Source organism: Rhodococcus sp. ACS1 (assembly GCF_002300155.1).
GTDB lineage: Bacteria > Actinomycetota > Actinomycetes > Mycobacteriales > Mycobacteriaceae > Rhodococcus_F > Rhodococcus_F koreensis.
The window spans coordinates 50,769-75,540 of the sequence record NZ_NSDZ01000010.1 but is presented as its reverse complement, the minus strand read 5'-3'; the positions used below and the strand labels follow the sequence as shown (position 1 = coordinate 75,540).

The 24,772-nt window shown below is 62.7% G+C and carries 21 protein-coding genes; 16 read left to right on the top strand and 5 right to left on the bottom strand.

What is annotated here, in order from left to right:
* Positions 1-12 precede the first annotated feature (12 nt).
* The 12 genes from CJ179_RS38335 (at position 13) to CJ179_RS38275 (ending at position 17,614) form a co-directional block, all read left to right on the top strand.
* Positions 13-7,482 (top strand): transglycosylase SLT domain-containing protein, encoded by a 7,470-nt coding sequence (locus tag CJ179_RS38335; protein ID WP_095864973.1) that lies wholly within the window; start codon positions 13-15, stop codon positions 7,480-7,482.
* Positions 7,479-8,363: a hypothetical protein gene (locus tag CJ179_RS38330; protein ID WP_143548998.1), complete on the top strand. Its 885-nt coding sequence runs from the start codon at positions 7,479-7,481 to the stop codon at positions 8,361-8,363. Before CJ179_RS38335 ends, CJ179_RS38330 begins: the two co-directional genes overlap by 4 nt.
* A complete protein-coding gene (locus tag CJ179_RS38325) occupies positions 8,357-10,036 on the top strand; it encodes a phage tail protein (RefSeq protein ID WP_143548997.1) in 1,680 nt (559 codons plus the stop codon). The genes CJ179_RS38330 and CJ179_RS38325 overlap by 7 nt, the downstream gene beginning before the upstream one ends.
* A gap of 38 nt (positions 10,037-10,074) precedes the next feature.
* The gene (locus CJ179_RS38320; protein ID WP_095864970.1) at positions 10,075-11,319 is read left to right on the top strand and encodes a peptidoglycan DD-metalloendopeptidase family protein; all 1,245 of its coding nucleotides are present in this window, start codon (positions 10,075-10,077) and stop codon (positions 11,317-11,319) included.
* 239 nt (positions 11,320-11,558) lie between these two features.
* On the top strand, positions 11,559-11,756 hold the full coding sequence (locus CJ179_RS38310; RefSeq protein ID WP_095864968.1) for a hypothetical protein: 198 nt from the start codon (positions 11,559-11,561) through the stop codon (positions 11,754-11,756).
* 33 nt (positions 11,757-11,789) lie between these two features.
* Positions 11,790-12,854, top strand: a complete 1,065-nt coding sequence (locus CJ179_RS38305) for a hypothetical protein (RefSeq protein ID WP_143548995.1) — start codon at positions 11,790-11,792, stop codon at positions 12,852-12,854.
* Positions 12,851-13,210, top strand: coding sequence for a hypothetical protein (locus tag CJ179_RS38300; RefSeq protein WP_095864966.1), 360 nt, complete (start codon positions 12,851-12,853; stop codon positions 13,208-13,210). Before CJ179_RS38305 ends, CJ179_RS38300 begins: the two co-directional genes overlap by 4 nt.
* Positions 13,207-14,595 carry a hypothetical protein gene (locus tag CJ179_RS38295; RefSeq protein WP_095864965.1) on the top strand — a complete coding sequence of 463 codons (1,389 nt, stop codon included), beginning with the start codon at positions 13,207-13,209 and terminating at the stop codon, positions 14,593-14,595. The genes CJ179_RS38300 and CJ179_RS38295 overlap by 4 nt, the downstream gene beginning before the upstream one ends.
* A gap of 45 nt (positions 14,596-14,640) precedes the next feature.
* Positions 14,641-15,000, top strand: coding sequence for a helix-turn-helix domain-containing protein (locus tag CJ179_RS38290; protein WP_143548994.1), 360 nt, complete (start codon positions 14,641-14,643; stop codon positions 14,998-15,000).
* 250 nt (positions 15,001-15,250) lie between these two features.
* Positions 15,251-15,961 (top strand): hypothetical protein, encoded by a 711-nt coding sequence (locus tag CJ179_RS38285; protein ID WP_143548993.1) that lies wholly within the window; start codon positions 15,251-15,253, stop codon positions 15,959-15,961.
* A 93-nt stretch (positions 15,962-16,054) separates the two neighbouring features.
* The gene (locus CJ179_RS38280) at positions 16,055-16,819 is read left to right on the top strand and encodes a hypothetical protein (protein WP_143548992.1); all 765 of its coding nucleotides are present in this window, start codon (positions 16,055-16,057) and stop codon (positions 16,817-16,819) included.
* Between the two features lie 9 nt (positions 16,820-16,828).
* The gene (locus CJ179_RS38275) at positions 16,829-17,614 is read left to right on the top strand and encodes a hypothetical protein (RefSeq protein WP_143548991.1); all 786 of its coding nucleotides are present in this window, start codon (positions 16,829-16,831) and stop codon (positions 17,612-17,614) included.
* 78 nt (positions 17,615-17,692) lie between these two features.
* Here the strand turns inward: CJ179_RS38275 and CJ179_RS38270 are convergent, their stop codons facing one another.
* The 3 genes from CJ179_RS38270 to CJ179_RS38260 all read right to left on the bottom strand — a co-directional run bounded on the left by CJ179_RS38270 (position 17,693) and on the right by CJ179_RS38260 (position 20,293).
* A complete protein-coding gene (locus CJ179_RS38270) occupies positions 17,693-18,301 on the bottom strand; it encodes a DUF2637 domain-containing protein (protein ID WP_095864960.1) in 609 nt (202 codons plus the stop codon).
* A 96-nt stretch (positions 18,302-18,397) separates the two neighbouring features.
* On the bottom strand, positions 18,398-19,720 hold the full coding sequence (locus CJ179_RS38265) for a site-specific integrase (RefSeq protein WP_095864959.1): 1,323 nt from the start codon (positions 19,718-19,720) through the stop codon (positions 18,398-18,400).
* A 351-nt stretch (positions 19,721-20,071) separates the two neighbouring features.
* Positions 20,072-20,293, bottom strand: coding sequence for a DUF3618 domain-containing protein (locus CJ179_RS38260; RefSeq protein ID WP_037236402.1), 222 nt, complete (start codon positions 20,291-20,293; stop codon positions 20,072-20,074).
* Positions 20,294-20,469: 176 nt separating this feature from the next.
* Between CJ179_RS38260 and bcp the strand changes: the two genes are divergently transcribed.
* Positions 20,470-20,943: a thioredoxin-dependent thiol peroxidase gene (gene bcp, locus CJ179_RS38255; RefSeq protein ID WP_095864958.1), complete on the top strand. Its 474-nt coding sequence runs from the start codon at positions 20,470-20,472 to the stop codon at positions 20,941-20,943.
* A gap of 26 nt (positions 20,944-20,969) precedes the next feature.
* On the opposite strand, the gene CJ179_RS38250 is transcribed toward bcp, so the two are convergent.
* Positions 20,970-21,725, bottom strand: a complete 756-nt coding sequence (locus CJ179_RS38250) for a TetR/AcrR family transcriptional regulator (RefSeq protein ID WP_072947036.1) — start codon at positions 21,723-21,725, stop codon at positions 20,970-20,972.
* A 59-nt stretch (positions 21,726-21,784) separates the two neighbouring features.
* Between CJ179_RS38250 and CJ179_RS38245 the strand changes: the two genes are divergently transcribed.
* The 3 genes from CJ179_RS38245 (at position 21,785) to CJ179_RS38235 (ending at position 24,303) form a co-directional block, all read left to right on the top strand.
* Positions 21,785-22,765, top strand: coding sequence for an ATP-binding cassette domain-containing protein (locus CJ179_RS38245; RefSeq protein WP_095864957.1), 981 nt, complete (start codon positions 21,785-21,787; stop codon positions 22,763-22,765).
* Positions 22,762-23,532 carry an ABC transporter permease gene (locus tag CJ179_RS38240; protein ID WP_095864956.1) on the top strand — a complete coding sequence of 257 codons (771 nt, stop codon included), beginning with the start codon at positions 22,762-22,764 and terminating at the stop codon, positions 23,530-23,532. The genes CJ179_RS38245 and CJ179_RS38240 overlap by 4 nt, the downstream gene beginning before the upstream one ends.
* Positions 23,533-23,613: 81 nt before the next feature.
* Positions 23,614-24,303 (top strand): TetR family transcriptional regulator, encoded by a 690-nt coding sequence (locus CJ179_RS38235; protein WP_072947030.1) that lies wholly within the window; start codon positions 23,614-23,616, stop codon positions 24,301-24,303.
* Between the two features lie 68 nt (positions 24,304-24,371).
* Here CJ179_RS38235 and CJ179_RS38230 read toward each other — a convergent pair whose 3' ends face one another.
* Complete coding sequence (locus tag CJ179_RS38230) at positions 24,372-24,764, bottom strand: holo-ACP synthase (protein ID WP_009474123.1); 393 nt, start codon at positions 24,762-24,764, stop codon at positions 24,372-24,374.
* Positions 24,765-24,772 lie beyond the last annotated feature (8 nt).

The window sequence follows — 24,772 nt, the reverse complement described above, 5'->3', positions numbered from 1 at the left end:
TGAGGTATTGACATGGCCGGTGGGCGTACAGCTGGCGTTGCCAAGATCACGATTCGTCCTGACCTAAAGCACTTTAAGCGGGACCTGAAAGAGCAGGTCCGGTCTCACCTCAAGGAATACACCCTTGAGGTGAAGCCGGACACGAAGAAGTTCGACTCTGAGATTAAGAAGAAGGAAAAGGAGATCCGGGACCGGCTTGGCAAGGCTGGCAAGGATGTTCCGATTGGGTTCGACAAGACCTCCAGCCGTAAGGCCCTGGGCCAGCTGGAGGCTATCGAGAAGCGCCAGAAGCGACTTCACGAGCAGCACAAGGAGTTCGCCAAGGAAGAGGCGGACCTTCGGCGCAAGCTCGGCGGTCGCGCTGCCGACATTGAGCGCGGCAACGACATCAAGACGACTCGTCAGGCCATCAAGAACCTGAAGACTCGCCAGCGGGAGATCAAGCGCACCTCCGATCAGACGCGGGCTGCCGCCGACATCGAGAAGGATCTACGCGAAAAGCTCGGCCCCACTACGCAGATCATCTCTGTCGGTTACGACCTGAAGTCTCACAAGGCTGCCATCAAGCAGCTCAACGACCTGGACAAGAAGTTCCAGCAGGTCTCCCGGAACCGTGAGCGCGACTTCGCGGACATGGAGCGGAAGTTCCAGAACCACCGCGACCGCAACAAGAACCTGACTCAGATCAAGACTGAGTTCGACGTTGACGACTCGCCGCTCACCAAGGCGTACGACGATGCGAAGAAGCATGTCGCCCAGTACGGCCAGCTGACCACGAAGGCTTCGAAGGTAGCCGCGAAGAATATCGACTCCCAGGCTCAGGCCGTCGACAAGCTGGACAAGGCGCAGCGCGAAGCTGCACGCGCAGAACTGAACAACAAGGCGGCGCTCGACAGGGCTGAACGCCGACTTTCGCGTACCCGCGCCATGGACGCGCCGGATCGCGACACCCTGAAGTCTCACGAGGATTCCGTCGAGACCGCGCGACGCAACTACAACACATCTGTCGGCAAGAACCGCCAGGCAGAGCTTGACCTGACCCGTGGCCGTAAGAAGCTGACGGCACGCAAGGACGAGCTTGCTGACACCTTCGGCCTCCCGGCCGGCGTCGAGGTCACGCAGGCTGATTCCGTCAAGGGCCTGAAGGCTCTTCGTAAGGCACTCAGCGGACTTGGCAACGGCAGCAAGCAGAGCCTGTCCATCGCCCACTCGAAGAACGTTCTCGGTCGCGGCCGGGATCAGTCGCTTGACCGGCTGAACGGCATCGACAAGAAGGTCGTCACCGACTACATCGATCTGGGTCGGAAGTGGGACAAGGCCAGCGAAGACCTGGTTTCCGCGAACCGGAAGGTCACGTCCTCCCTTGAAGGGCTCCGTATCGCCCGCATGGCGACGACGCAGGCCGAGGGCGATCCGTCGCGTAACGCCATCCGTATCGCACAGGCACGCCGCGCTGAGGCTGCCGCCGAGGATATGGTCACCGAGGCCGTAAAGCGCCGCCGTAGGGCCGCTGTGGAGGTCGTAGAGAAGCGCAAGCTGCACGAGGCGGCTGGCAAGGAAGTTGACCGTCGCGGCAAGGATTCCGGCATCCGTCGCGGCACCGAGTTCATGGACCGGCTCCAGGGTGCCATGTTCAACGGCATCAACGAGAAGATCGTCTCGCTGGGTCGTTACCTGACCGCTATCACCTCCATCAGCCGTGCCGCTGCAATGGGTATCGCTGCAATCGGTGCTGTCAACCTCGTTCCCGTCATTGCCTCGCTCGCTCAGATGTCGTCGGCTCTGATGGTGCTTCCGGCTGCCGCCGTCGCGGGTGCCGCAGCTATCGCTGCCATCGCGATCGGTGCCAGCGGTATCAGCAAGGCGTTCAAGGCTGCGTCGGCTGAGACCGAGAACTCGCGGAAGGAGTCGGAGCAGGCTGCGAAGGCTCAGGCGAGCGCTCGCAAGCAGCTGGGCAACGCACAGAAGGCTCAGGCTCGCACCGCTGTTCAGGGCGAGAAGTCGATCGTCAATGCCGAGAAGCAGGTCGGCACCGCGTACAAGGGCGCGGAGCGCGCTCAGCGGTCGCTGAACGATGCCCGCGAGGACGCCGCCGACAACATCAAGGAAGTCAACCGGGCGCTGAGGGACACCGTTCTCGATGAAGAGGACGCCGCTCTGTCGGTTGAGGCTGCCCGCATGCGGATGGCTGAGACCCTTCGTGATCCGAATGCAAATGCTCATGATCGCAAGGAAGCGAACCTTGCTGTCCGACAGGCGATTAGCAATGCACAGAAGGTCAAGGAGCAGAACGAGGAGATTCGTCAGAGCGCATCCAAGGCCAACCGTGAAGGGATCGAAGGATCTCAGCAGGTCAAGGACGCCAAGGACAACCTCGTTGAGGCCAATGAGCGCATCCGCGAGGCCGAAGAGGGCGTAGCCGAGGCGCGGCAGAACGCTGCCGACGCGAACGCCGACGCCGCCGAGCGCGTTGCTGAGGCGCAGCAGTCCGTCGTTGAGGCCATGAACGACAGCGGCAACTCTACGAAGAAGTACGAAGAGGCCCTGAAGAACCTTTCGCCGTCCGCTCGCGCCCTCGTGGAGACCACGCGTGGCATGAAGGACGCTTGGAAGGATCTACGTCTCGACACGCAGGAAGCCCTCTTTCAGGGCTCCGACGTGGCGATCAAGGATCTGGCGAACACGCAGCTGCCGACCCTGAAGGACGGTCTGGTTGGTATCGCGAAGGAGCTGAACGGCGGTTTCCGTGACTCGCTGAACGTCTTCTCGTCGGCTGCCGCCAAGTCCGACTTCGCCGAAACTCTTTCGAACACTACCGAAGCGACCGGAATCCTCTCTAACGCAATGGGTCCGCTCTCGCAGGCCTTCATTGACATCGCCACGGTTGGCTCGAAGTTCCTCCCACAGCTCGCTACCGGGCTTGGTGAGGCTGCCAGCAAGCTGGCGACGTGGCTGTCCGACTCGCGCGACAGCGGCGCACTCGAGGCATCGATCCAGCGTGGAATCGAGAAGACCAAGCAGTTCGGTCGGATCATCTCCAACACGTTCGCATCGATTCGGGCCATCTTCTCGGCGACGCGCGGCGACGGCGACGGCATGGTCCAGTCGCTCGAGCGCGGTACCCGCCGCATGGAGATCTTCCTGAAGTCGGTCGACGGACAGAAGTCGGTCCAGGAGTTCTTCTCCTCGGCACGGGAGAAGCTGGATCAGGTACTTCCGCTTCTGGGCCAGCTGGGCAGCATCATCGTCAACCAGGTTCTTCCTGCGTTCCAGCTGATCTCCACCGTCACGTATCCGATCATCAGCGGTCTGCTGAGCCTGATCCAGTTCCTCGGCCCAGCCGCGACCACGTTCTTCACCGCGATCCTGGCGTACAAGCTCCTGAACCCCATCTTCTCGGGCGTTCGCACTGGCGTGCAGGGCATCTCGGACAAGCTCTACGCCCTACGTCAGCAGAACTCGGGCGTGCAGGGTCCTCTCCGTACCCTCAGCTCGCAGCTGGGCACCCTCGGCAATGACCTGCGAAACACTGGCGGCAAGTTCACCGCGCTGAACACAATCGGCTCCACCGCAATGAACGGACTGAAGACTGTCGCTGGCAGCCTGATGACGTACATCGGCGGCGCATGGGGCGGTGTGCTCATCGCGGCCACCGTGCTGATGTGGAAGTTCGCCGACAGCAACCGGAAGGCTCGTGAGGAGTCGGACCGTCTGCGCCAGTCTCAGGAGGATCTTCAGTACACGCTGGACGAAAACTCCGGTATGGCAACGATGGAGACCAAGAACTCCTACATCAAGCGAGTTCAGGACAACGGCGTTCTGGGCAAGGTCGAGCAGTTCGGCCTGTCCAAGGAGCAGCTGATCAATGGCGGTCTCGGCAACGCCAACGACAAGGCCGCGGTCGACGCTGCCACACTCGGTCAGATCCGTTCGTCGCTCAGCAGCACAAACGGTTTCGCGAACGAGGACTACGACAAGTACGGCCTGACTGAGGACGATGTTGTCCGCGCCCTTGCGGGCGAGGCGGACGCGCTGGCGAAGTTCAAGGAGGCCGAGAAGCGGTTCAACACCGAGGCTCAGCTGACTCGACCTGGCGGCATCAATGCCAAGTTCCGCGACCTCGGCTCGCTCCGTTCGACGTTCGACCAGCGCGGTCAGGACGCGGTAGCCGTCGCTGGCGAGTCGAACTGGCAGCAGATCCAGGTCGGCGAACAGGGTGGCGAGGTCCAGGAGCGCCACGACATCGCGCACGGCAAGTTCGCAGCCACTGAGTGGGCTGACGAGCGCATGCGCGGTAGCGGCCTGAGCCTGGTCAAGGCTGTCGGCGACGACGAGATCATTGTCAGCGGCGTCATGACCGAGCCGATGAAGGAAGGTCTCGAGGCTGACGGATACTTCGTCAAGCAGCTGGCCAACAACAACTGGTCCATCAGCGGTCGCGGCACTCACCAGCAGACCGGCGCTAAGCTGCCGCACCTCGGTTCCGCCCTGGCGGACGATAACGGCAACGCGCTGCCGATCGGCCGCAATGGCAAGCCTGTCGATGAGTCGCTGACGCCTGTCCAGACGCCGCCACCGCCGTCCGCGCCGGCCGGGGGAACTCCCGCCGATCCGAACAGTGGTCGCACCCCCGAAACTGGTGCTCGCAGTGGCCAGCCCGTTGACGAGACCATGGTCCCGGTTAACAAGCCTGCCGCGCCGACCCCTCCCGCGCCCGACAACGGCGCAGCCGCTCCGGACCTGAACGCTCCGATCGTCACCGATCCCGCGCTGTCTGATCCGGCGATCGACGTTCCTGGTGCTGTTACCGAGGTTCCGTACGTGGACTACCAGCCTGCGCTGGGTGCCTTCACGACGTACGGCGATGCGATCAAGAAGATCTCGGACGAGAAGATCCAGCCTTCGCTCGATTCGATGCTGGACAAGTTCACTCGACTGAACCAGCTCGTCGTTGACGGCAACACCGGAATGCTGCCCGCCATTGAGAAGCTGGGCGTGGCCATCACGACCCTGCGTGGCATTTTCGATGATCAGATGGGCGCTGGCGTCCTCCCGACTTGGGAACGGCTGCTTCCATCCGTTGACTTCGGAGTCAATGAGATCACGGGCAAGCTGATTCCTGCCCTGTTCACTGGGCTCGATTCCATGCCAGGCAAGTTCGATGAGGTCGTTAAGGCTGCGGAGAAGAGCTGGAAGGGAATCCAGGCCGCTATCGCAAACCCGGTGAACTGGGTCATCCGCGAGGTCATCAATACCGGGCTGAAGAATTCCTGGAACAGCCTGCGCACCACCATCCCTGACCTTCCCGAGTGGACCGTCACTGCGCCTGAGATCTCGGGCTACTCCACTGGTGGTATCCACGGCGTCCGTCCGGGCTACACGCCTGGCCGTGACACGCACACCATCGCGGTCGGCGGCGGCGAGGCCATCATGCGTCCCGAGTGGACGAAGGCGATGGGCTCGAACTACGTCAACACGATGAACGCTGCGGCTCGCCGTGGCGGCGTCGGCGAGGTTCGCCGGATCGCTGGCTACTACAACAACGGCGGCATTGTCGATTCGATGCGTGATGTTGTCGCAGAGAAGTTCCCGATGATGGAACTGACTTCGGGTCTTCGCTTCACGGATAACGGTCTTCACTCGAAGGGTCAGGCAGCTGACTTCTCGAACGGTGGAGACGCCGGTACGCCTGAGATGAAGCAGCTCGCAGCCTGGATCGCGGGCAACTGGAAGGACAAGACGCTCCAGCTGATCCACAGCCCGTTCAACGCGAACATCGGCGATGGTCAGTTCGTCGGCGACGGCATGGGCTTCTACACGCCAGGCACGATGTCCGAGCACAGGAATCACGTCCACTGGGGAATCCGCGAGGCCCTTGATGGCCGTCCGGCGAACCTACCTGGCATCGGTTCGTCCGTCGATCTCGGCGCACGTGCTGGCGGGGCAATCCAGAGCCTGTTCAGCAAGCCAATGGCTGACATCAAGTCGAAGATGCCTGACTTCGGTGCTTCGCTGTTCGGCAAGCTGCCGACGCAGATCTTCGACACGATCACCGCTCGTGCGCTCGCGTCCATCAGCGGAACCGCTGGCCGGTTCGGCTCGCTGGATGCTGGCAGCACGCCGTGGAACATCTCGGCTGGTGTCGAGCAGTGGCGTCCGAATGTCATTGCGGCGCTGAAGCGTGAGGGCTTCCCGGTCACCGAAGCCAACATCATGGCGACGCTGCGTCAGATCCAGACCGAATCGGGTGGTAACCCCAACATCATCCAGCAGGTCAAGGATCAGAACAGCGGCGGCAATGAGGGCGTCGGCCTGATGCAGGTCATCCCTGAGACCTTCGCATCGATGCGCAACCCCGAACTTCCGAACGACCGTACCAATCCGGACGCTTCGATTTCGGCCGGTCTGCGCTGGTTCAAGCACAAGTGGTCCCCGCTGTACGGCGACAACCTGTCCGGCTACTGGGGCCAGGGTCACGGCTACGACCAGGGTGGCGTCTTCGAGAACGGCACTGTCGGCTGGAACACGTCCGGCAAGCCTGAAGCCGTCTTCACCAATGATCAGTGGGACAAGATCGACCGTCTCATTGAGGCTCTGACCCGTCCGGACATCTACGACAAGCTGACCGGCAACAGCTTCGTGAGCAGCCCGACCGCTCCAGCGTCGACCGATCCGGCCGCTCCTGTTGTGGACGAGCTGACCGGCGCGACCGATGATCTCAGCCAGTCCACGGACACGATGGCTCAGACCACCGAGCAGCTGGACGCCAAGGCGCAGGAGATGGACCGGCTCAACAAGGAGCTGCTGGCTGCGCAGGAGTCGGCAAAGACCGCTCCTGATGTGGAGGCCTTCCGCAAGGCGCAGGCGAACGTCGACTCCATCCAGGACCAGCTGAAGAAGCTGGAAGGCGATCAGGGTCTGCCTCCGACCGACGACGGCTCGATTCCATCGGCCCAGCAGGTCACTGAGGACGCTCTGAACACTCCTCCGGAGCCTCCGAAGCCGTTCCTCGAAGAGACGCCTCAGATCAAGGCTCTCAACAGCCTCGGCAAGGCGTTCGCACGGCCGGACATGTTCAAGCGTCTGACGCAGCCTGGCTACGCCGACGAGCTGGAGCAGTTCGCGAAGAAGCGCACCGCCGAGTCGGACGCGGCCTACGCGGCTGGCAACAAGGCCCTTGGCGACCAGCTCTCCGAGCTGCCAGCCGAGATGGGCTACGAGCCAGGCATGCAGGCACAGCTCGCGACCATGGGCAGCCAGCAGGAGCAGTTCGCCAACTGGCAGCTCGCTACGAACCAGAGCTTCGAGCAGTACTTCCGTGAGAACTGGCAGGACATGCTCGGGTCGGTCATCGGCACTGCGGGCAGCACGACCTTCCAGATCGGCAGCATCCAGACCAACAGCTGGGAAAGCGCACAGCGCGGACTCGAGCGAGGGGTGCGCCGCAAGACACGAGCACATTCCCGAAGTGGTGGACGATGAACCCTTTTCTGACAGATGACCGAACTCGGCTGGTGTACTTCGGAATTCCCGATCCGTACACCGGCAAGCGGCCAGTCTTCCACCTGGCCGGCTACGGCATGGGCAAGCAGGGTGTTCTGTTGGGCACCGATCCTGACGGGCTGGAATTCCCTCCGATCGAATCACTTTGGTCGGAGTCGGCACGGCAGATCGGTGCCACATACCGCGACACGGTGATCTCCCGCCGCGAGGTAGACATCGAAGCTCAGGTCTTCGGCGACACCATGCGGGAGTTCCGCCAGCGGCGTGAGCAGTGGTTCAAGGCCTGGTCGCCGCGCGCGACCGGCCACCTGGCCTGCTTCACCCGCTACAACGGCTGGCGCTGGCTGGGCGTCCGCAACCAGGGACAGGCCTCCCCCAACTGGGGCAAGGACCCGTCACTGATCCGGGCTGCCTACTTCGACATGTCGATCGTTGCGGACGACCCGCTGTGGCACACGTTCCAGGAAAAGTTCCTGTGGACCAATGCTGCACAGACCGGGCAAGGCGTCATCAAGATCCGCAACGCCTCTGAGTATGAAGCTCATCCGAAGTTCTACATGCCAGGTCCGGGCAAGTACTCCATCCAGGACGGCGCAAACGGCCCAATGGTCGAGCTGCCTGAGCTGGCGGACGGCGAGACCCTGGCGATCGATACGCACCCGCAGCGGCCCACGGCCCGCGTCTTCTCAACCGAGGGCGGCTCTGACTTCACGAGCGTCCAGAAGAAGATGCGCGGCAAGCGGTTCCGCAACCCAATGCAGCCCTGGACCTCCACCGAGCTGAAGGTGTCCGTCACTGGCGGTTCCGATGTCTCGCAGGTCTATTCCGTTTCTAGCCCGAGGTTTGATTCCCCATGGTGACCACTGCTCCATTCAACCCTTCGGGTGTTTGGAATCCGGCCAATGCTGCCGCGTACATGGACTCGCTCGCCGACGAAGAGCGCGAGCGGTTCCTGGACGTGTCCGTGGAGGTTCGGATCTGGGACAAGTTCTACGACTTCGTGGACTTCGCTCAGGACTACATCGACCTGGAGTTCTCTTTCATCCGCAACGGTGCCGGTGGTCTGTCGATGCTACTTCCGGGCGACACCGCGATCCGTGAGCACATCTTCGAAAACCCGGACGGCGCGAATGCGACGATCCCGATCACTGTTGACACGAAGGGCATGCAGTGGCCAGGCAAGATCGACACTGCTTCGATCATTCGTGACGCCGATGGTGTGGAAACTATCGAGATCACCGCGCTCCATGACTGGGAGCACGTTTCTCGAATTGCCATGTGGCCGAGCCCATTTGCGCCTCTCCAGGCACAGTTTCCCCGGCGAATGGTCCTGGTAGGCCCGACAGAAACTGTGATCAAGACATTCCTGGCTTGTAACCTACTCAGGTTGCAGCTACCCCTCTGGCGAGTGCCAGATATGGCGAACCTGTTCGATCCGTCAGCCTGGTTCGACCTCGGCAATGCGATGTTCCCGATCGCGGTTGTTCCGGTCAATCCTCTCCTGGATACGACGAAGTGGACCGCCATGTCCGCGCGCATGCAGATGGGCAACGAGCTGTTTGCTCAGTCCCTGAAGGATGCCGGTCTGGTCCTGACGGCGAAGCTGTACATCCACGGCGAGTCGGAACAGCCTTGCCCCGAATGGTTCATCCTGGATCGCACCACCATCGTCCTGGACGTTGAGGATCACTCTGGCGTGACCGGCCCGACCGGCACCGTCATCGACGGCCTCCTGGACTGGTTCGTAGAGCTGGCCGAAGACGGTGTGACGCAGATCTTCCACCCGATCCTGGACCCAGACGGCGATGGCAATTCGATCATTGACGACTTCGTGGGGATCAAGCACGAACAGCCCCACATCATCTGGCACGAGGGTCAGTACTCGAGTGTCGGTGAGTCTGAGGTGACGATCCACAAGCCTATTGCTCGCGACGTGATTGTTGGGGGGAAGAGTCCCGGCTGGGTCAATGCTGGCATAGAGGTTGGCATCCGCTCATTGCTGTCGGCTCTTGGTCTCGCCCTTGCTGTTCCGGGTCTCGACGCCCTGTACCAGGGGCAGCTGTCGGACGTGTTCCTTGCCTTCCAGCGCTTCACTGACGCCGAACGTGCGCGCCAGGGCGGGCCGTACATGTACCAGGAGTACGTCGACACAACGGGCGGCTCCGCATACACCATCGACGCCATGGTGGCTGGCCGCTCGGCTGTCTGGGACACGCGTGGCTACGTGAGCCATTCCATCACCGTCCATGACGGAAGTCCGTTCATTTTTGGTACTCCCGAGCGCGGCGGTCACTTCTCCATCGGACACCTCGTCGGCTTCGAACTGAACAAGACGATCTACACCGACTACGTGACGAAGGCGACGTTCAAGGACTCTCGGGACACGAGGGCCACCTGGACGATCACCATCGGCGACGGCTCGGACGAAGAGGGTGAAGCCGCACGTTCGGCCCGCAAGATCTCGTCGCTGTTCGGGATCGCGAAGGACATCGCGCTGGATACCGGCGCTGACCTCGGCCTCGGATTCATCTAGAAATCCCCACTGTCTATTGAGAGAATGTAAGGGTGTAAATGGCTATCCGATGCCTGCCCGTAAAAAAGGGCACTTACACAGTCAGTTCAGGATTCGGCGCACGCTGGGGCACCCAGCATCGCGGCCTGGACTTCGCCGCCGCTGACGGCACCCCGATCTACGCCTCACAAGGCGGGACCATCGCCTACATCGGGGCAGCCAGCGGATTCGGCCAATGGATCGTCATCGACCATCCCACCGAGGATGGATCTGGCACGACCGTCTATGGCCACATGTGGAACGCCTTTGCCGTGCCTGGAGTACGGCTGGGTGCCCGCGTGGAAGCCGGACAGCTCATCGCGTACGTCGGCTCGAACGGCGAGTCCAGTGGACCGCATCTGCACTTCGAAGTGCATCCCACAGTGTGGCGTCAGGGGTCTCAGATCGATCCCGCTCCATGGCTGAGCAACGCAACAGATCCTGGAGGAACCACGATGGGCCAGTTCGTCACCGACGAAACCAACCTCAGCTCGGCCGACGACGGCGTACGTATGGCCCGGACTCAGCTCCAGGTGATCCATACCAACGAACCTGGTCCCTACAAGGGCTGGGGCGCATCGCCTGGCACCGTTCCCGGCCTCCTGGCGTACCTGGCCGACCGTAAGAACGGCGGCAGCTACCACACGATCGTCGGCCGCGACGGACGCACCGGCCGCAGCAATGACGACGTCTACGCACCGTGGGCTGGCGGCTACACCGCGAACCAGCGCGGCCTACACCTGTGCGCGCTCGGCTGGTCCGATCAGCCTCGTGATGAGTGGCTGTCCTACGACGCCCAGCTCAATTCGATCGCCCGCATCCTTGCCTACAACGCAAGGGAATACGACATCCCGTTGGTCCGCGTCACGTCGAGTGACATCCGCGCCGGCCGGAAGGGCGTCTGCGGTCACGCGGACACCTCGCTGGCGTGGGGCGAGACCGACCACACCGATCCCGGCCACAACTTCCCGCTCGACGTGGTTCTGGCCAAAGCAAATGCCATCAATGGTGGCCAGTCCGAGGAGGACGATTTGACCCCGCAGCAGCACGACATGCTTGTCCGGATTCACCGCGAGCTGACCCAGCTCCACCCATCGCGCAGCCTGTACCGCAACACCTCCGATCCAGTGGACACCGCACCTGGTTTCGCGATCAACGCAGACGGCCGATCCCACGAGGCGCTGGTCGAGGTTCGCGCACTGGCAACCAAGGTCGCCGGTCTCGAGAACGACGTCAAGGCGATCCTCGCGGCGGTCTCCAAGTGAGCCGAACATGGGGTCTCTCGACCGAGGACATCGACAACCGATTCGATTATCACCGGCCAACCCCGGAGAAGGTCGTAATCCATGAGGGAATCCGCTCTGCGTGCGGCGTTCTGGCCCACCTCCTTGACGAGCAACTGCCGCCTGGCCGCGAGAAGGCCACGGCCCTGACGAACCTAGAACAAGTCATGTTCTGGTCGAACGCTGCTATCGCTCGCAGCAACTGAAAAGGAATGGTTCATATGGCATTTCAGCCAACCGTCGCACAGCGTGCATATCTCTACAAGATCGTCCTGACTCTGATTCCGGTCCTCGTCATTCTGGGTGTCGCTCTTCCCGGTGACATCGACGTGTACTTCGCTCTCGCAGCTGCGGTCCTCGGCGTCCCGGCAACTGGTGTCGCGCTTTCCAATGTGTCCGAAGGTCCCAAGGATCTCTGACCCTAGATAGTTCCCTCGAAGGGGTTACAACTCATGGCTACTACATATGGTGATCTGTTCGGCGATCCCGTACAGGTGATTCACCCAACCGTGTACATCTATGCCGTCGATGATGACGGTCAGGTGCCGGTTCGGCAGCTGTCGTGCGTTCTAACCCCCACCGAGGGGGCTATGGAGATCGCCCGCGGCCTTCCCGGCGAGCAGGGCGAAAAGGGTGATCCGGCCCGTCCTTACAAGGACCAGGGCGATATTGCCAACCAGGCTGCGATCGACCTTCTCGAACTCAGCCTGGACGATGAGGGCAAGGCCTGGCGCAACCTGGCCACGAACGCCCTGCACTACTGGACCGGCTACGGCTGGATCGTCCACGCCAACGCATTCGGTGTCGCAGGCCCGCAGGGTCCGTTCGGCGCTCTGGCAGAAGTGACGATCGAGATGGTCGACCCCGAGGATGACCCCGAGGCGATCCTCTCCGGTGGTCCCGGTAGCCAGTCGATGCACGTGAAGATCCCGGCCACTCCTGGCCCAATCGGTCCCACCGGCACCCCCGGTGCGATTGAGGTCGCACCCGACTACGCGGACGGCGGCACTCCCGCTGTTACCGGCGACTCGCTGATCAAGCGGTCGGACGGCAAGTGGGGTCCGGGTAAGATGCGCGGGCCGGTTGGTCCGTACTCCAATGGTCCCGGCCAGTTCACCGCTGTTTCAACCACGTTCGATGCACGCAGGCTCATCTCGTCCATTGCGCTTCCGGTCCTGCCATACGCAACCTACCTGGACCTGGATGGAATGCTCCGGGTCGATAACAAGGTGCTCGGTGCATCTGTTGGCGTTGAGGTTCGTCTGGGCAACGAAGAGACCGGCGTCATCATCGGCAAGGGCCTGAACACGACCGATGGCGGCGACCACGTTGTTCGCATCGGCAACTGGTACTCGAGCAACGTCGCGCCGAACAGCCCCACCACGATTCAGATCCCCGCCAACCACACTGGCACTCAGGGCACCGTCTACGTCTCTGCCGTCCGCGTCAGCGGCCTCGGTAGCTGGAGCTGCGACAACGCTGAGGCCAACCTGACGATTCGCAGGTTCCCAGCATGATCACTGAATTCGCAGGATCACTAGACACCATGCTGCCCTACGCAGCCTCCCTCTTCACGGGCATCGGCCTGATCCTCTACTACCTGCGCAAGGGCGACGCGGAGAAGATGAAGCAGCTCCGGGAGGACATCGCCCAGCTGCGCAAGGACATGGACGAGCAGAACGAGCGACACGCTCAGGAAGTCGCGTCGATGAACCAGCGCTCCAGCTTCCTGGACGGCGTGATCGCGACGCTCCAGCGCGAGCTGATCGAAGCCCGTCTGTACATCGCGATGCTGCGAGGCATCCTTGCGGACAAGGGCATTCCAACTCCCGAGCCTGATGTTTACCAGCCCCCCGGAGGGAACACTCCGTGAGTTCGCCCGTCAACCAGGCCGCAGCGCAGCTGATCTTCGGCACGCTGGCGAGCAAGCTGGATGTGGAGTCGACGCAGGCCAACGTGTCGACGGTGGAGAAGTCCGTCGTCACCGTGGTCGATGCGATCAATTCCATGTCAGCACAACCGTTTTGGGTCTCGCCGAACCCATTCGAAGACGTTTCGTTCCCGGTCAACGACCTGAAGCCGGTCACCGTCCCGGCTGCGAACACGGGCGTCTCCAACGGTGGCGACGGCGACGGATCGATCCCGTCCAGCGGTAACCACTCGCACACCATCGGCACGGTGACGCAGCAGCCGCTGATGACGGCTGCCACCGGCCGTCTCTACCTGGTCCCAATCCAGACGGCGCAGGACCGGATGTACTCGACGCTCGGCTTCGTCACGAACGGCACAGCCGCGATGACCAGCTTCCATACGGGCATCTATCAATTCGACCGAACGACCGGCAACGCGAACCTGGTCTACAGCTTCGGCAACGTCAAGGGCAACCTCCTCACCGGCAGCGGCATCTTCCACCAGCGCATGATCACGTCCTACGACCTCGGTGCGCTGAAGGGTGACTGCTACTACGTGGGCTTGCTCTCGATTGGCGGCACTCAGCCGCAGCTGGGTGCAATCCCGTCTGTGGTTGCTACGCGCGCCGACAGCCTCCATCCGAAGGCGCAGACGCTATACATCGACGGGCAGTCCTCGCTCCCATCGACAATTAGCGGCTCATCCGTCCAGTCGAACCTCGGATACCAGGTGTGGACCTGCCTCGGCCAGCCCACTGAGGCGTACGACCCGGCAGCCCAGTTCTCCTACACTGAGACCTTCGAGCGGCCGGACAGCACGAACTACGGCGCTTCGTACATCACCCGTGGCACCGCGCAGGGCATCCGTTCAGGCGAGGCGACTTCCACGGCAGTCCTGAGCTACGGCCAAGCCGGTTCGCTACGTATCAGCCCGACGAACACAGACAAGCAGCGAGTGGGTATCACCCTCGGCGACTACCGCGTTGCGGACTCGCAGACCGGCGTGCGCGCCATCCTCCGGGCGCGATCGGACTACTCCACCTACGCCTGCTTCCGCGTCCATCCAGACACGCTCTCGATTCGGTCAGGCGCAGGCTTCGGCAACGAAACCGTCCGGGCGTCCATTCAGAACCCCGGCATTCCGACATCCGGCGAAGAGTACGTCCTCGAGGTCGACGGCAACGTGTTCACGGCCTATTACCCCGGTGGCAATTTCTCCTGGACAGACTCGGGTGGAATTGTCCCGACTGGCACGCAGTGTCGATATGTCGGCTGGGGTCTGGATAACACTCTCCTGTACGGCTACTCGGCTTCGATTGAAAGCTGGTATGGACGCGACTGGCTGTAGCACGCCTTCTCGTATTTCTGTCATTCTTCATGTACCATCCCGTTCATGAACGCATTAGACAGACACGAGGACGTAAGGAAATATCCAGCCAGTGCCGACTTCGTTGAATGGATGAAGAAGAAGCTGGCCGAAGAGACAGGCGAGGAGTTCACGGACGCCAGCCTGGCTCGCCACATCGGCACGACTCAGACCTCCATCCACCGCTGGCGGACTGGTACGTCCGTACCATCGAACGAGATGCTGCGCAGGGTCTCTGAGCTTCTGACTGTCCCGATGATCACGCTGCTGATCAAGACGGAGCAGCTGACCGAGGATGAGGTGAATCCGAAGCTGGTCCAGAAGACGGACCTCAGTGACTTCAGCACGAACCAGCTGATGTCGGAGCTCAAACGAAGAGTTCATTGACATGGCGAAGTGGGACATAGGAACCCCACACGTCATGCAGAGAATGGCCTATCTCCACGAATCCGGTCTAAGTCCGGACGAAGTGAGGTGGGCCATTTTTCGTATGTTCCTGAAGGTCACAGCTGAATGTGAATGCCCAGCGTGCGGCAAGGTTGAGGTCCACTGGATGCAGCCGAAGAAGGTCGGACTGCAACGAACGTGCAGGGGATGTTCGTTTAAGTGGAGGCAAGCCTGATGTAGCCTCTGCCACATGGCGACAGCGACAAGGGCACGACCCAAGCTCAATATGACGTACACAACCAACCCGAACCTGAATGGGTTCGACAAGAAGGCGACCAAGCTAGTCAAGGACACCCTGAAGATGGGGTGGGTTGCCAAACGGGGCAAGAAGAGCCACATGGTGCTCCAAGCGCCAGACGGCAAGACCATGGCAACCGTGCAGCCCAACCTAGAGGCAGCGCGCCTGTACGACCAGGCAGCAGCGCCCATTGAGGCCTGGCGGTCCAAGAACTCCGTTGAGGTCAAGGAAGAGGATGGCAAGTTCATCTGCGGCCTCTGCGGGCATGAGACAGACAACCGCATGTCCATGCTGGGCCACACGACCAGTAGGCACTCGGAGCCTCGCGTCTGCCCAGTCTGTAAGAGGAAGCTCAGCACGCCCTCCGCGTACGGCCAGCATCTGAAGACGCACCGCGACATCCTCAACCCGCCGCCTGAGCCGGAACCTGAGCCTGAGCCTGAGCCGGCAGTGGAAGAGCAGGCCGTCGAGTCGATCTCTACTGAGATTGAGGTCATTGAGGCCGATGAGATCGCTAAGCGCCGCGCGAAGTACGCGAGCATGTCCACCTCAAAGCTGGTTGAGGAAATGCTGAAGATGTCCGAGTTGCTTGGGGAAGCAGCAAGTCGGCTCAGCCATTACGAAGAGAAGAACAAGTTGATCGATGAGGTTCTGAAGATGTAATTCAAGACCGCCTGATCATCTGGAAACCCTTGATACTCCATTAGATAATGGAAGTCAAGGGTTTCTTTTTGTCAATTTCAAGGCGGTCCATTAATGACGAGTGGTGTCAATTTCCCACTGTTCGCAACAGACGTGAATGTTGAGGCTCTACTCCGAGACCGCAATTCGCTTGTTGCTCGAGCACTATCTGAACGAATCATCGAAGACTCTGGCCTGAATGGCAAGGCTGATCTGGTCGGCGGCAAGATCCCGCAGTCCCAGATCCCAGCAATCGCCATGACTGAATTCCTCGGCACTGTCGCGTCGCAGGCGGCGATGCTGGCGCTGACCGGCCAGCGCGGAGACTGGTGCACGCGCACCGACCTCGGCACCGACTTCCAGCTGATCGCGGAGCCGTCGTCCACGCTCGCGAGCTGGCGACAGATGACCTACCCGGCATCGCCGATCTCCACGGTCGCGGGGCGCACGGGCGCAATCACACTCACCTCGTCCGACCTCACCGACTCCACGGCCACCGGCCGCTCGGTCGTCCAGGCGACAGACGCTGCGGCTGCGCGCACGGCAATCGGCGCACTCCAGTCGCAGGCTGGCGCGAACTCCGTCTACGTCAAGAACGGCTCCAGCGCAGACGCGCTCATTTCCTACAGCTCGGCCACCACAGCCTCGACCATCATGTACCGGACCACTGGTGGTGTGACATCGGTGGGCGAGCCGACTGTGAGCACGCATGCGGCGACGAAGAACTACGTCGACACCACGACCGTCACCAACGTCTCTGGCGCGGCAGGCCTTTGGATCGGCCCCGTCGGCAGCCTTCCCGGCACAGGCACCACTGGTGTCCTGTACGTGACGTACTGAGGTCTGGGCATGGCACTGAAGCGCTGGAACGGCACCGCATACACCGACGCCGACTTCGATCTGTACGGCACAAACGTCAGGCCGCAGAAGGCATGGCGATGGACCGGCTCTGCATACTCCGAAGTATGGCGAGCCGGATTGATGCTCGTGGAGACCATCCAAACCTCGAATACGGCTGGGGTCAGCACTTCGATCTCGGCTCAGTTGCCGCCGAATAGGGCCATTGGGGACCTGATGGTCATCATCGGATCGAACTACAACGGCTCCATAACTGTGCCCAGCGGCTGGACGTTGATCGACCAGAGCACGGGCACGCGACAGCGAGTGGGTGCGATCTACAGGGTCTGCACGGGCGGTGAGGGCAGTACTGTATCCATCACGTTCGGCGGCAGCGCCGATTCCATTGCAGTGAGCGCTCTGCTGTTTAGGAATCAGCATGCGACTACTCCGATCAATGCGTCGGATAATGGTGGCGTCACGATCTCTTCGACCACGCACACCACACCGTCTGTAACGACCACATCGGCGGCAACAGCCAACGAGGCCATCCTGATTCGTGCGGCAACGACGTACATCGACGGCATTGGACCTGGAACCAACTACACCTGGTCCGCCGACAACATGACTGAGATCGTTGACTTCGTGGCGTCCACGTCCGGCGACTCCACGAACGCGGCTCTGGGTGTCGCCATGCGAACGCTGACCACTGTCGGGTCTCAGGGCACTGCTGTTGCCACCTCCGCTACCAATCGTGCGTACGGAACGCTCACGTTCGCCATCGCCCCCGCTCCCTGATTGAGAAACACCCCTAGCCCCTGTGCCGCAATGGCACAGGGGCTTAGCCGGTTCGCAGGGGTTACCGGCCGGGCGCAGTCAAGCGTTGACGGGGATCTGCTGCTCGGTAACAGCGTGGATCGGAGCAACCATGATGGTCTGAGCTTCGACCTGCGGCTGAGGAGCGACGACCGGCGCGGGTGCGGCAACCTCGGGAACTTCGGCCGGCGCGACCTCCGCAGCCTCGTTGGCGCGCTTCTGACGGCGCATGAGGATCGTCTGGTGCAGGATCAGCAGGAGCAGGATCGGCACGGAGGCACCGATCGCGATTCCGATTGGTCCATGCCCGTTGATGTCAGCGTGAACCGAGTTGGCCGCGACCGAGATGACGGTTCCCAGCAGGAGCAGGAACCACGAGAACGCGACCTTCTTGCCCTTCAGCGCGGACGTGGCGAGTGTCGAGACGATCGTGAGTCCATCCACGATCACCGGCCACATCCAGGCCTGCCAGCCGTACAGGCCCTTGTCCATAGCCAGGTCGGTCAGCGAGGTGAACGAGATCGAGAACGCCAGCGCCGACATGACGATGGACGTGCCGGTCGCGACGGTGAGAGCGTCGTAGCGGTCCCGCTGGAAGACGGTGGCCATCTTGTCCATGAAGCCGGACTTCGGTGCCGTCATGGGCGCGGGAGATGCAATAATGGTCATTGCCAGGGTCCTTTCCTGGTTACGCCCCTCGGAGTTGGTTCAGAACTCCGGGGGGTTTTCGTTTGTCCGAGAGCGATGCTACACGACGACTTACGCCTACACGAGTTCTCCTTGCGGACGCGAGAGCAAGCCGCCGAGGGTGGCCATCGACTTCTTCGCCAGAGCCTTGTCGACGTGGGCGTACCGCTTCGTGGTGAGCATCACTGAGTGGCCCAGGATCTGCATGATGATGTGCGTGTCGATGCCGGACTCGAGGAGCAGGGTCGCGGTCGTGTGCCGAGCCGAGTGCAGCGGCAACGGCGGCAGCTCAGCGCGCTTCAGAGCCTTCGCCCACGCCCGTGCGTCCGCCTCGGGGCTGATCGGGTTTCCGTTCGGCTGCGTGAACACCAGGTTGTAGGGATTGGGGTCGTACTGCGTCTGGATGTAGTGAGCCTTCATCACCTCGAGCAGTTCGGGTGGCAGCGGGATCTCACGCGCGGAGTTGACCGTCTTCGGCCGCGTCAGGCACAGCTGCTTGTAGATGGGGTGGAACTCGAACGCGGGCGGGGTATCCCACTTCGCCTGCGGGCAGTACGTGGCGTACTCCTTGCCGCACTCCCACCCCTTCTTCCGATCACCAGGGCCGCAGCCGTGCTTCTTCGGCACCCGCTGTAGTTGATACGAGAGGTCGATGCTGCCCGCGACGAGGTTGACGCGATCCCACGTGAGACCCAGCGCTTCACCCTGCCGAGCGCCGGTCATGAGGCCCAGGGCGAACCGGGTCGTGTTGCGATCCTCGTGCTCCAAGCAATCCCTCAGCAAATGCAGGCTCTGCTCGTACGTGAGGGCACCGCGGTCCTTCGTGAGGGTCTTGACCTTGTTCGCGTCCTTAGCCACGTTCTCTCCTACCTTCTTGTGCTTCTTCGCGTCGGATAGGGCCTTCGTGAGGATCACGTGCGACAGCTGCGCCTGGCGCGTGCTGCGAGTCTTGGAGCGGTCGATGGCGAAGTTCTGCATCGCGATCACGTCTTCGGCCGTCAGCTTCGACAGCTTGATGTGGCCGATGGACGGGTTGATGTTCCGCCTGATCATGTTGCGGTAGTTCTTCATGGTGTTGGGGCGAAGCTCCCGGCCGTGGATGTTCTCCAGCCAGTGGTCGAGCCAACCCTCAACGGTGGTCTTGTCGGCGACCGTGGCGTTGCCGTTTGCGAGGTCGATCTTGAACTGTCGGAGCTTCGCGAGGCAGGCCGTCTTGTCCCTGTCGGTGATCCGCTTGTACTTCGGCTTCTTGGTGATGGGGTCGATGCCCGTCTTCACCGTGGCGATCCAGCGCTTGTCGTACTCGGACCACGAGAGTCCGCCTTCGCCGTTGTCGCGCTTCTGTCTACCGAGCTTTGGGTTTGCCGACTTCCGGTCAGCTGCTGTTCCTGTATTCCCCATCTGGGACCTCCGGGCCTTGAAAAACCTTGAAAAACAATCTTGAAAAACGTGGGTATATCTCTGTGTGCTTCATGATGTCACTCCACGCCTTCTACCAGGCCAGATGTAAGATTTATGCAGCATGCGACCCCTAAATTATAGCATTCCGTATGACTCTTAATCACTGGGTCCGGGGTTCGAGTCCCTGTGGGCGCACTTGCACGAAGGCCCCCATCCTCTCACGAGGATGGGGGCCTTTTTCGTTGTCACCATCCCACCGGACGGTGCGGGCGGTCAGATGACGAACGGGCCGCCGGAACGTGAAGTCACTGCGAACTTCACCTCCGACGGCCCGTTGTCACGGGGGGTCGTTCAGCGCAACGCTTTGCGGAGCACCAGGAGCCCTGCCACCGCACCCACGGCGATCAGTCCGTACTTGACCGCCGGCTCGTTCAGCTTCGCGATCAGCGTCCGCTTCGTGTTCTCCACGAGCCGCTTCGGGTTGGTGCGGACCGTCAATTCGTCGAGAGTGCTCGCGAGCTGATTACGCGCGTTCTCGATCTCACGCTCGATGCTCTCGGTGTCCCTGGGCACGTGTCCTCCAACTTGTTCGACTGGTTCGATCAGCGAGAGCGACGCTACCGCGGCGTTCCCACACTTGCGTCAACCGTAGACGAGAACTCCCGGCCTGCGACCCCGTCTTCCCAGTCGCCGTCTCCCCCAATCGCCCTTCGGCCCACTGTCGCCCCTGCCCGGTAGCCTGACTTCTCGTGACCGACAACAGCAGACTCGCCCCTGGAGACACCGCCCCCGCCTTCACGCTGCCCGACGCCGACGGCAACGACGTGTCGCTCGCCGACTTCCGCGGCCGCAAGGTCGTCGTGTACTTCTACCCGGCGGCGAGCACGCCGGGCTGCACCAAACAGGCCTGCGACTTCCGCGACAATCTCGCCGACCTCAACGGCGCAGGACTGGACGTGATCGGCATCTCCCCCGACAAGCCGGCCAAGCTCGCCAAGTTCCGCGACAACGAGGAACTGACGTTCCCGCTCCTGTCCGACCCCGAGAAGACCACCCTCGAGGCGTGGGGCGCGTTCGGCGAGAAGAAGATGTACGGCAAGACGGTGCAGGGCGTCATCCGCTCCACGTTCCTCGTCGACGAGGACGGGAAGATCGAGGTGGCCCAGTACAACGTCCGGGCCACCGGCCACGTCGCGAAACTGCGGCGGGACCTGTCCGTCTGATCGGCGCGACGGGCGGCTGTGTCTCGTCAGCCGCCCGTGAGCCGTTCGATGCCGTCGAGCATCCGGTCGAGGCCGAACCGGAAGTCGTGTTCGAGCCAGTGCGCGTCATCTTCGTCACCGGCATCGAACGCACCCCCCTCGATCGCCGCCCGCAGTGCGGGAAACCGCTTCTCGTCGAGCAGTAGCGGGAGCAGCCGGGCGTAGTCGACCTGCTCCGCCTTCGCCGACCGTTCCAGGTCCAGCGCGAACCGCGCCCGCCCGATCACGAACAGCGAAACGTTCAGCACCACTTGCAGCTTCCGGTCCTCGCTCAGGCCGGTGTCGGCCAGCGACTGCAGACCGGCTTCCAGCCACGCGAGATTGTTGGGGCCCGTCGGAGGAGCGGAGATGGTCACCTCCGGCCACCACGCGTGCGCCCGGACCGCCCGGTACTCGCCCAGCGCCCAGGATTCGAGCCGGTCCCGCCATCCACCCGATACGACGAGCCCGCTGGGCTGACCGATGGCCCGATCGGCCATCAGCTCCACCAGATCGTCCTTGCTGTCGACGTACCGGTACAGCGACATCGTGGTGAACCCGAGCTGCTTCGCGACCCGGCTCATGGACAGGCCCGCGAGACCTTCGGCGTCCGCCACCTCGATGGCCGCATCGACGACCCGTTCGAGGCTGAGCCCTTTCCGCGGTCCGCGAGTCCCCGGTTCCTCGATCCCCCATGCCAGCCGGACCGCCTTGGGCAGAGTGGCGGTGGAGCGGTCGTCCGGAAGGTCGTTCGATGGGGGCATGCACGGGTCCACTTCGTCGGGGTCTTGCGCTCATCCTAGAACTGCGTACGCTGCACACCATGAGTATACGAGATACACAGTTTTTGGAGTCGGCCATCTCTGTCCGGGGATTGCGCCAGAACTACGGAAACGTCGCCGTCCTGAACGGCATCGACCTCGACGTGCCACGCGGCAGCGTGTTCGTTCTCCTCGGCGCCAACGGGGCGGGTAAGACGACGATGGTCCGCATCCTGTCCACGCTGACACCGCCGGATGCGGGCACGGTGACCGTCGCCGGCCACGACCTCCGTCGCGACCCGCAGGGAGTCCGGCGAAAGATCAGCCTCACCGGGCAGTACGCGGCGGTCGACGACCTCCTGACCGGCGAGGAGAATCTCCGGCTCATGGCCCGGCTGAGCCACCTCGGCCGGGCGGACGGCCGGACACGCACGCGCGAACTGCTCGAACGGTTCGACCTGGTGGACGCGGGAGCCCGCCGCGCGGGAACGTACTCGGGCGGCATGACCAGGCGCCTCGAACTGGCGATGAGCCTGATCTCCGGCCCCGACATCATCTTCCTGGACGAACCGACCACCGGACTCGACCCGCGCAGCCGTCAGAGCATGTGGGAGATGGTCCGGCGCCTCGTCGACGACGGCGTCACCGTCTTTCTCACCACCCAGTACCTCGAGGAAGCCGACCGCCTGGCAGACCGGGTCGCCGTCCTCCACGGAGGCGGGGTCGTCGCCGAGGGGACCCCCGCCGAACTGAAACGCCTCGTTCCCGGCGGCCACCTCGAGCTGACGCTCACGCAGCCGTCCGAACTGCACCACGTCGCGCGCGCCTTCGGCGACGCCGTCCTCGACACCGAGCGTCTGGCGATCCAGGTGCCCACCGACGGGAGCATCGGCCAATTGAAGTCTCTTCTCGGACGGATCGACGACCAGAGTGTCACCGTCGACACGCTCTCGCTCCACGCCCCCGATCTCGACGACGTCTTCTTCGCGCTCACCGACACGTCGAACGCGTCCCCGATCCGGAACGAGGCGACAGCCCGATGATCACCGGCATACGGTCCGCCGTGGACGACGCCGCGGCCATGACCGGTCGCAGCCTCACCCGCATGCTCCGCACTCCCGAGACGATGATCATGGGCGTCGCTCTTCCGGTGATGCTGCTGCTGTTGTTCGTGTACGTCTTCGGCGGGGCCATGCAGACCCGGACCGGGTACCTCGACTACGTGGTGCCCGGAATAATCCTGCTCTGCGCCGGTTTCGGTTCCTCGCAGACCGCGGTGAGCGTCACCGGAGACATGGTGCACGGCATCGTCGACCGTTTCCGGTCCATGCCGGTCGCGCGCTCGGCCTTCCTCTTCGGTCATGTTGTGTCGAGCGCCGCACGGAACCTCGTCACGTCGCTCGTCGTGATCGGCGTCGCCGTGATCATGGGATTCCGCCCCACGGCGGGACCGATGCAGTGGCTCGGCGCGCTCGCGCTCATCGCGCTGTTCATCCTCGCGATCTCCTGGCTCGCCGCCGCGCTCGGACTCGTCGCCGACAGCGAGGAAGCCGCCAACGGATTCACGTTCCTCCTCCTGTTCCTGCCATACGTCAGCAGCGCATTCGTTCCCACCGACACCATGCCGAGCTGGTTGCACGGTTTCGCCGAGAACCAGCCCGTCACGCCGGTGATCGAAACGGTCCGTGGCCTGCTGCTGGGCACACCCGTCGGCGACACGGCGTTACCCGCGGTGTCGTGGTGCGCCGGAATCGCCGCCGTCGGCGCTGTGTGGGCGATCACATCGTTCACCCGCAAGACGGCCCGCTGAGTCTCTCCCGCCCAGGTGAAACCCGACGCGTCACCGGGAGGGATCTTCGGAATCCGGACGAAAGACGGATAGCCTGGGGCGGTGGAGTCTTCAGTCAGCAAGCAAGCGCCGCGCCGTGTGGATCCGGCGTTGGAGCTGCAGTCGGACCCGCAGGAACTCCTGCCGCGCAGACGTCCGACCCAGGAACGTAGCCGCCGCAAGTTCGACGCACTGCTCACGGCATCGCGGGAGTTGCTGGTGGACGTGGGATTCGAATCGTTCACGTGCGAGGAGGTCGCCGCCCGCGCGGACGTCCCGATCGGCACGCTCTACCAGTTCTTCGCGAACAAATACGTGATCGTCTGCGAGCTCAACCGGCAGGACCTCGTCGGCGTGCAGCACGAGATCGCCCAGTTCAACGGCGAGGTCCCGTCGCTCGACTGGCTGCGGTTCCTCAATTCGTTCGTCGACCACATGGCCGGGCTGTGGACGTCTGATCCGTCGAGGCGCGAGGTGTGGCTGGCGATGCAGTCGACGCCCTCGACGCGCGCCACCGGCGCCATCCACGAGAAGGCGTTCGCGGAGCAGGTCTCGCGGATGCTGGCGCCTCTCACCCCGCAGACGTCGCGGGAGCGGCGCACGATGATGGCCGAGGTGCTCGTCCACGTCGTGTACTCGATGCTCAACTTCTCGGTGCAGGACAATCAGAGCCACGCGGACGCCGTCGCCGAACTGAAACGGCTGATGGTGGCGTACCTGCTGGTCGCCGAAAAGGAATCGCGCACCACGTAGGCGCTACGCACTCGTGCGCCCTTCCGGTTGCCGGGGCTACCAGAAAGGCGCACGAGCGCCGGAGGCGCCTACACGGATTCGATGACGGCGAACGCGCCGGCCATGTCTCCGTCGTGGGTGAGCGAGATGTGAATCTTCACATCGGTCAGATGCTTGGCGACGTCCCCGCGTAAGCGGATACTCGGTCGCCCCCACGCATCCGTCACCACCTCGATCAGGTGGTGGATCATCTCGGGCAGCACCGGCGGGCTGGCGAAGAGAGACGTGGACCAGGCCTTGATCACTGCCTCCTTCGCAGCCCACCGGGCGGCGAAATGTCTAGCCGGATCGGAGCTCCGGGTCACGGCGTCCCGACGCTCGCCCGGTGTGAAGTTGTCGAGCATGGCCGTCCCTGGCCGGTCCAGCTGCTCGGCGAACTCCGACACCGTCACGAGATCGAAGCCGATCCCCAGAACTCCCATCCGTCGTT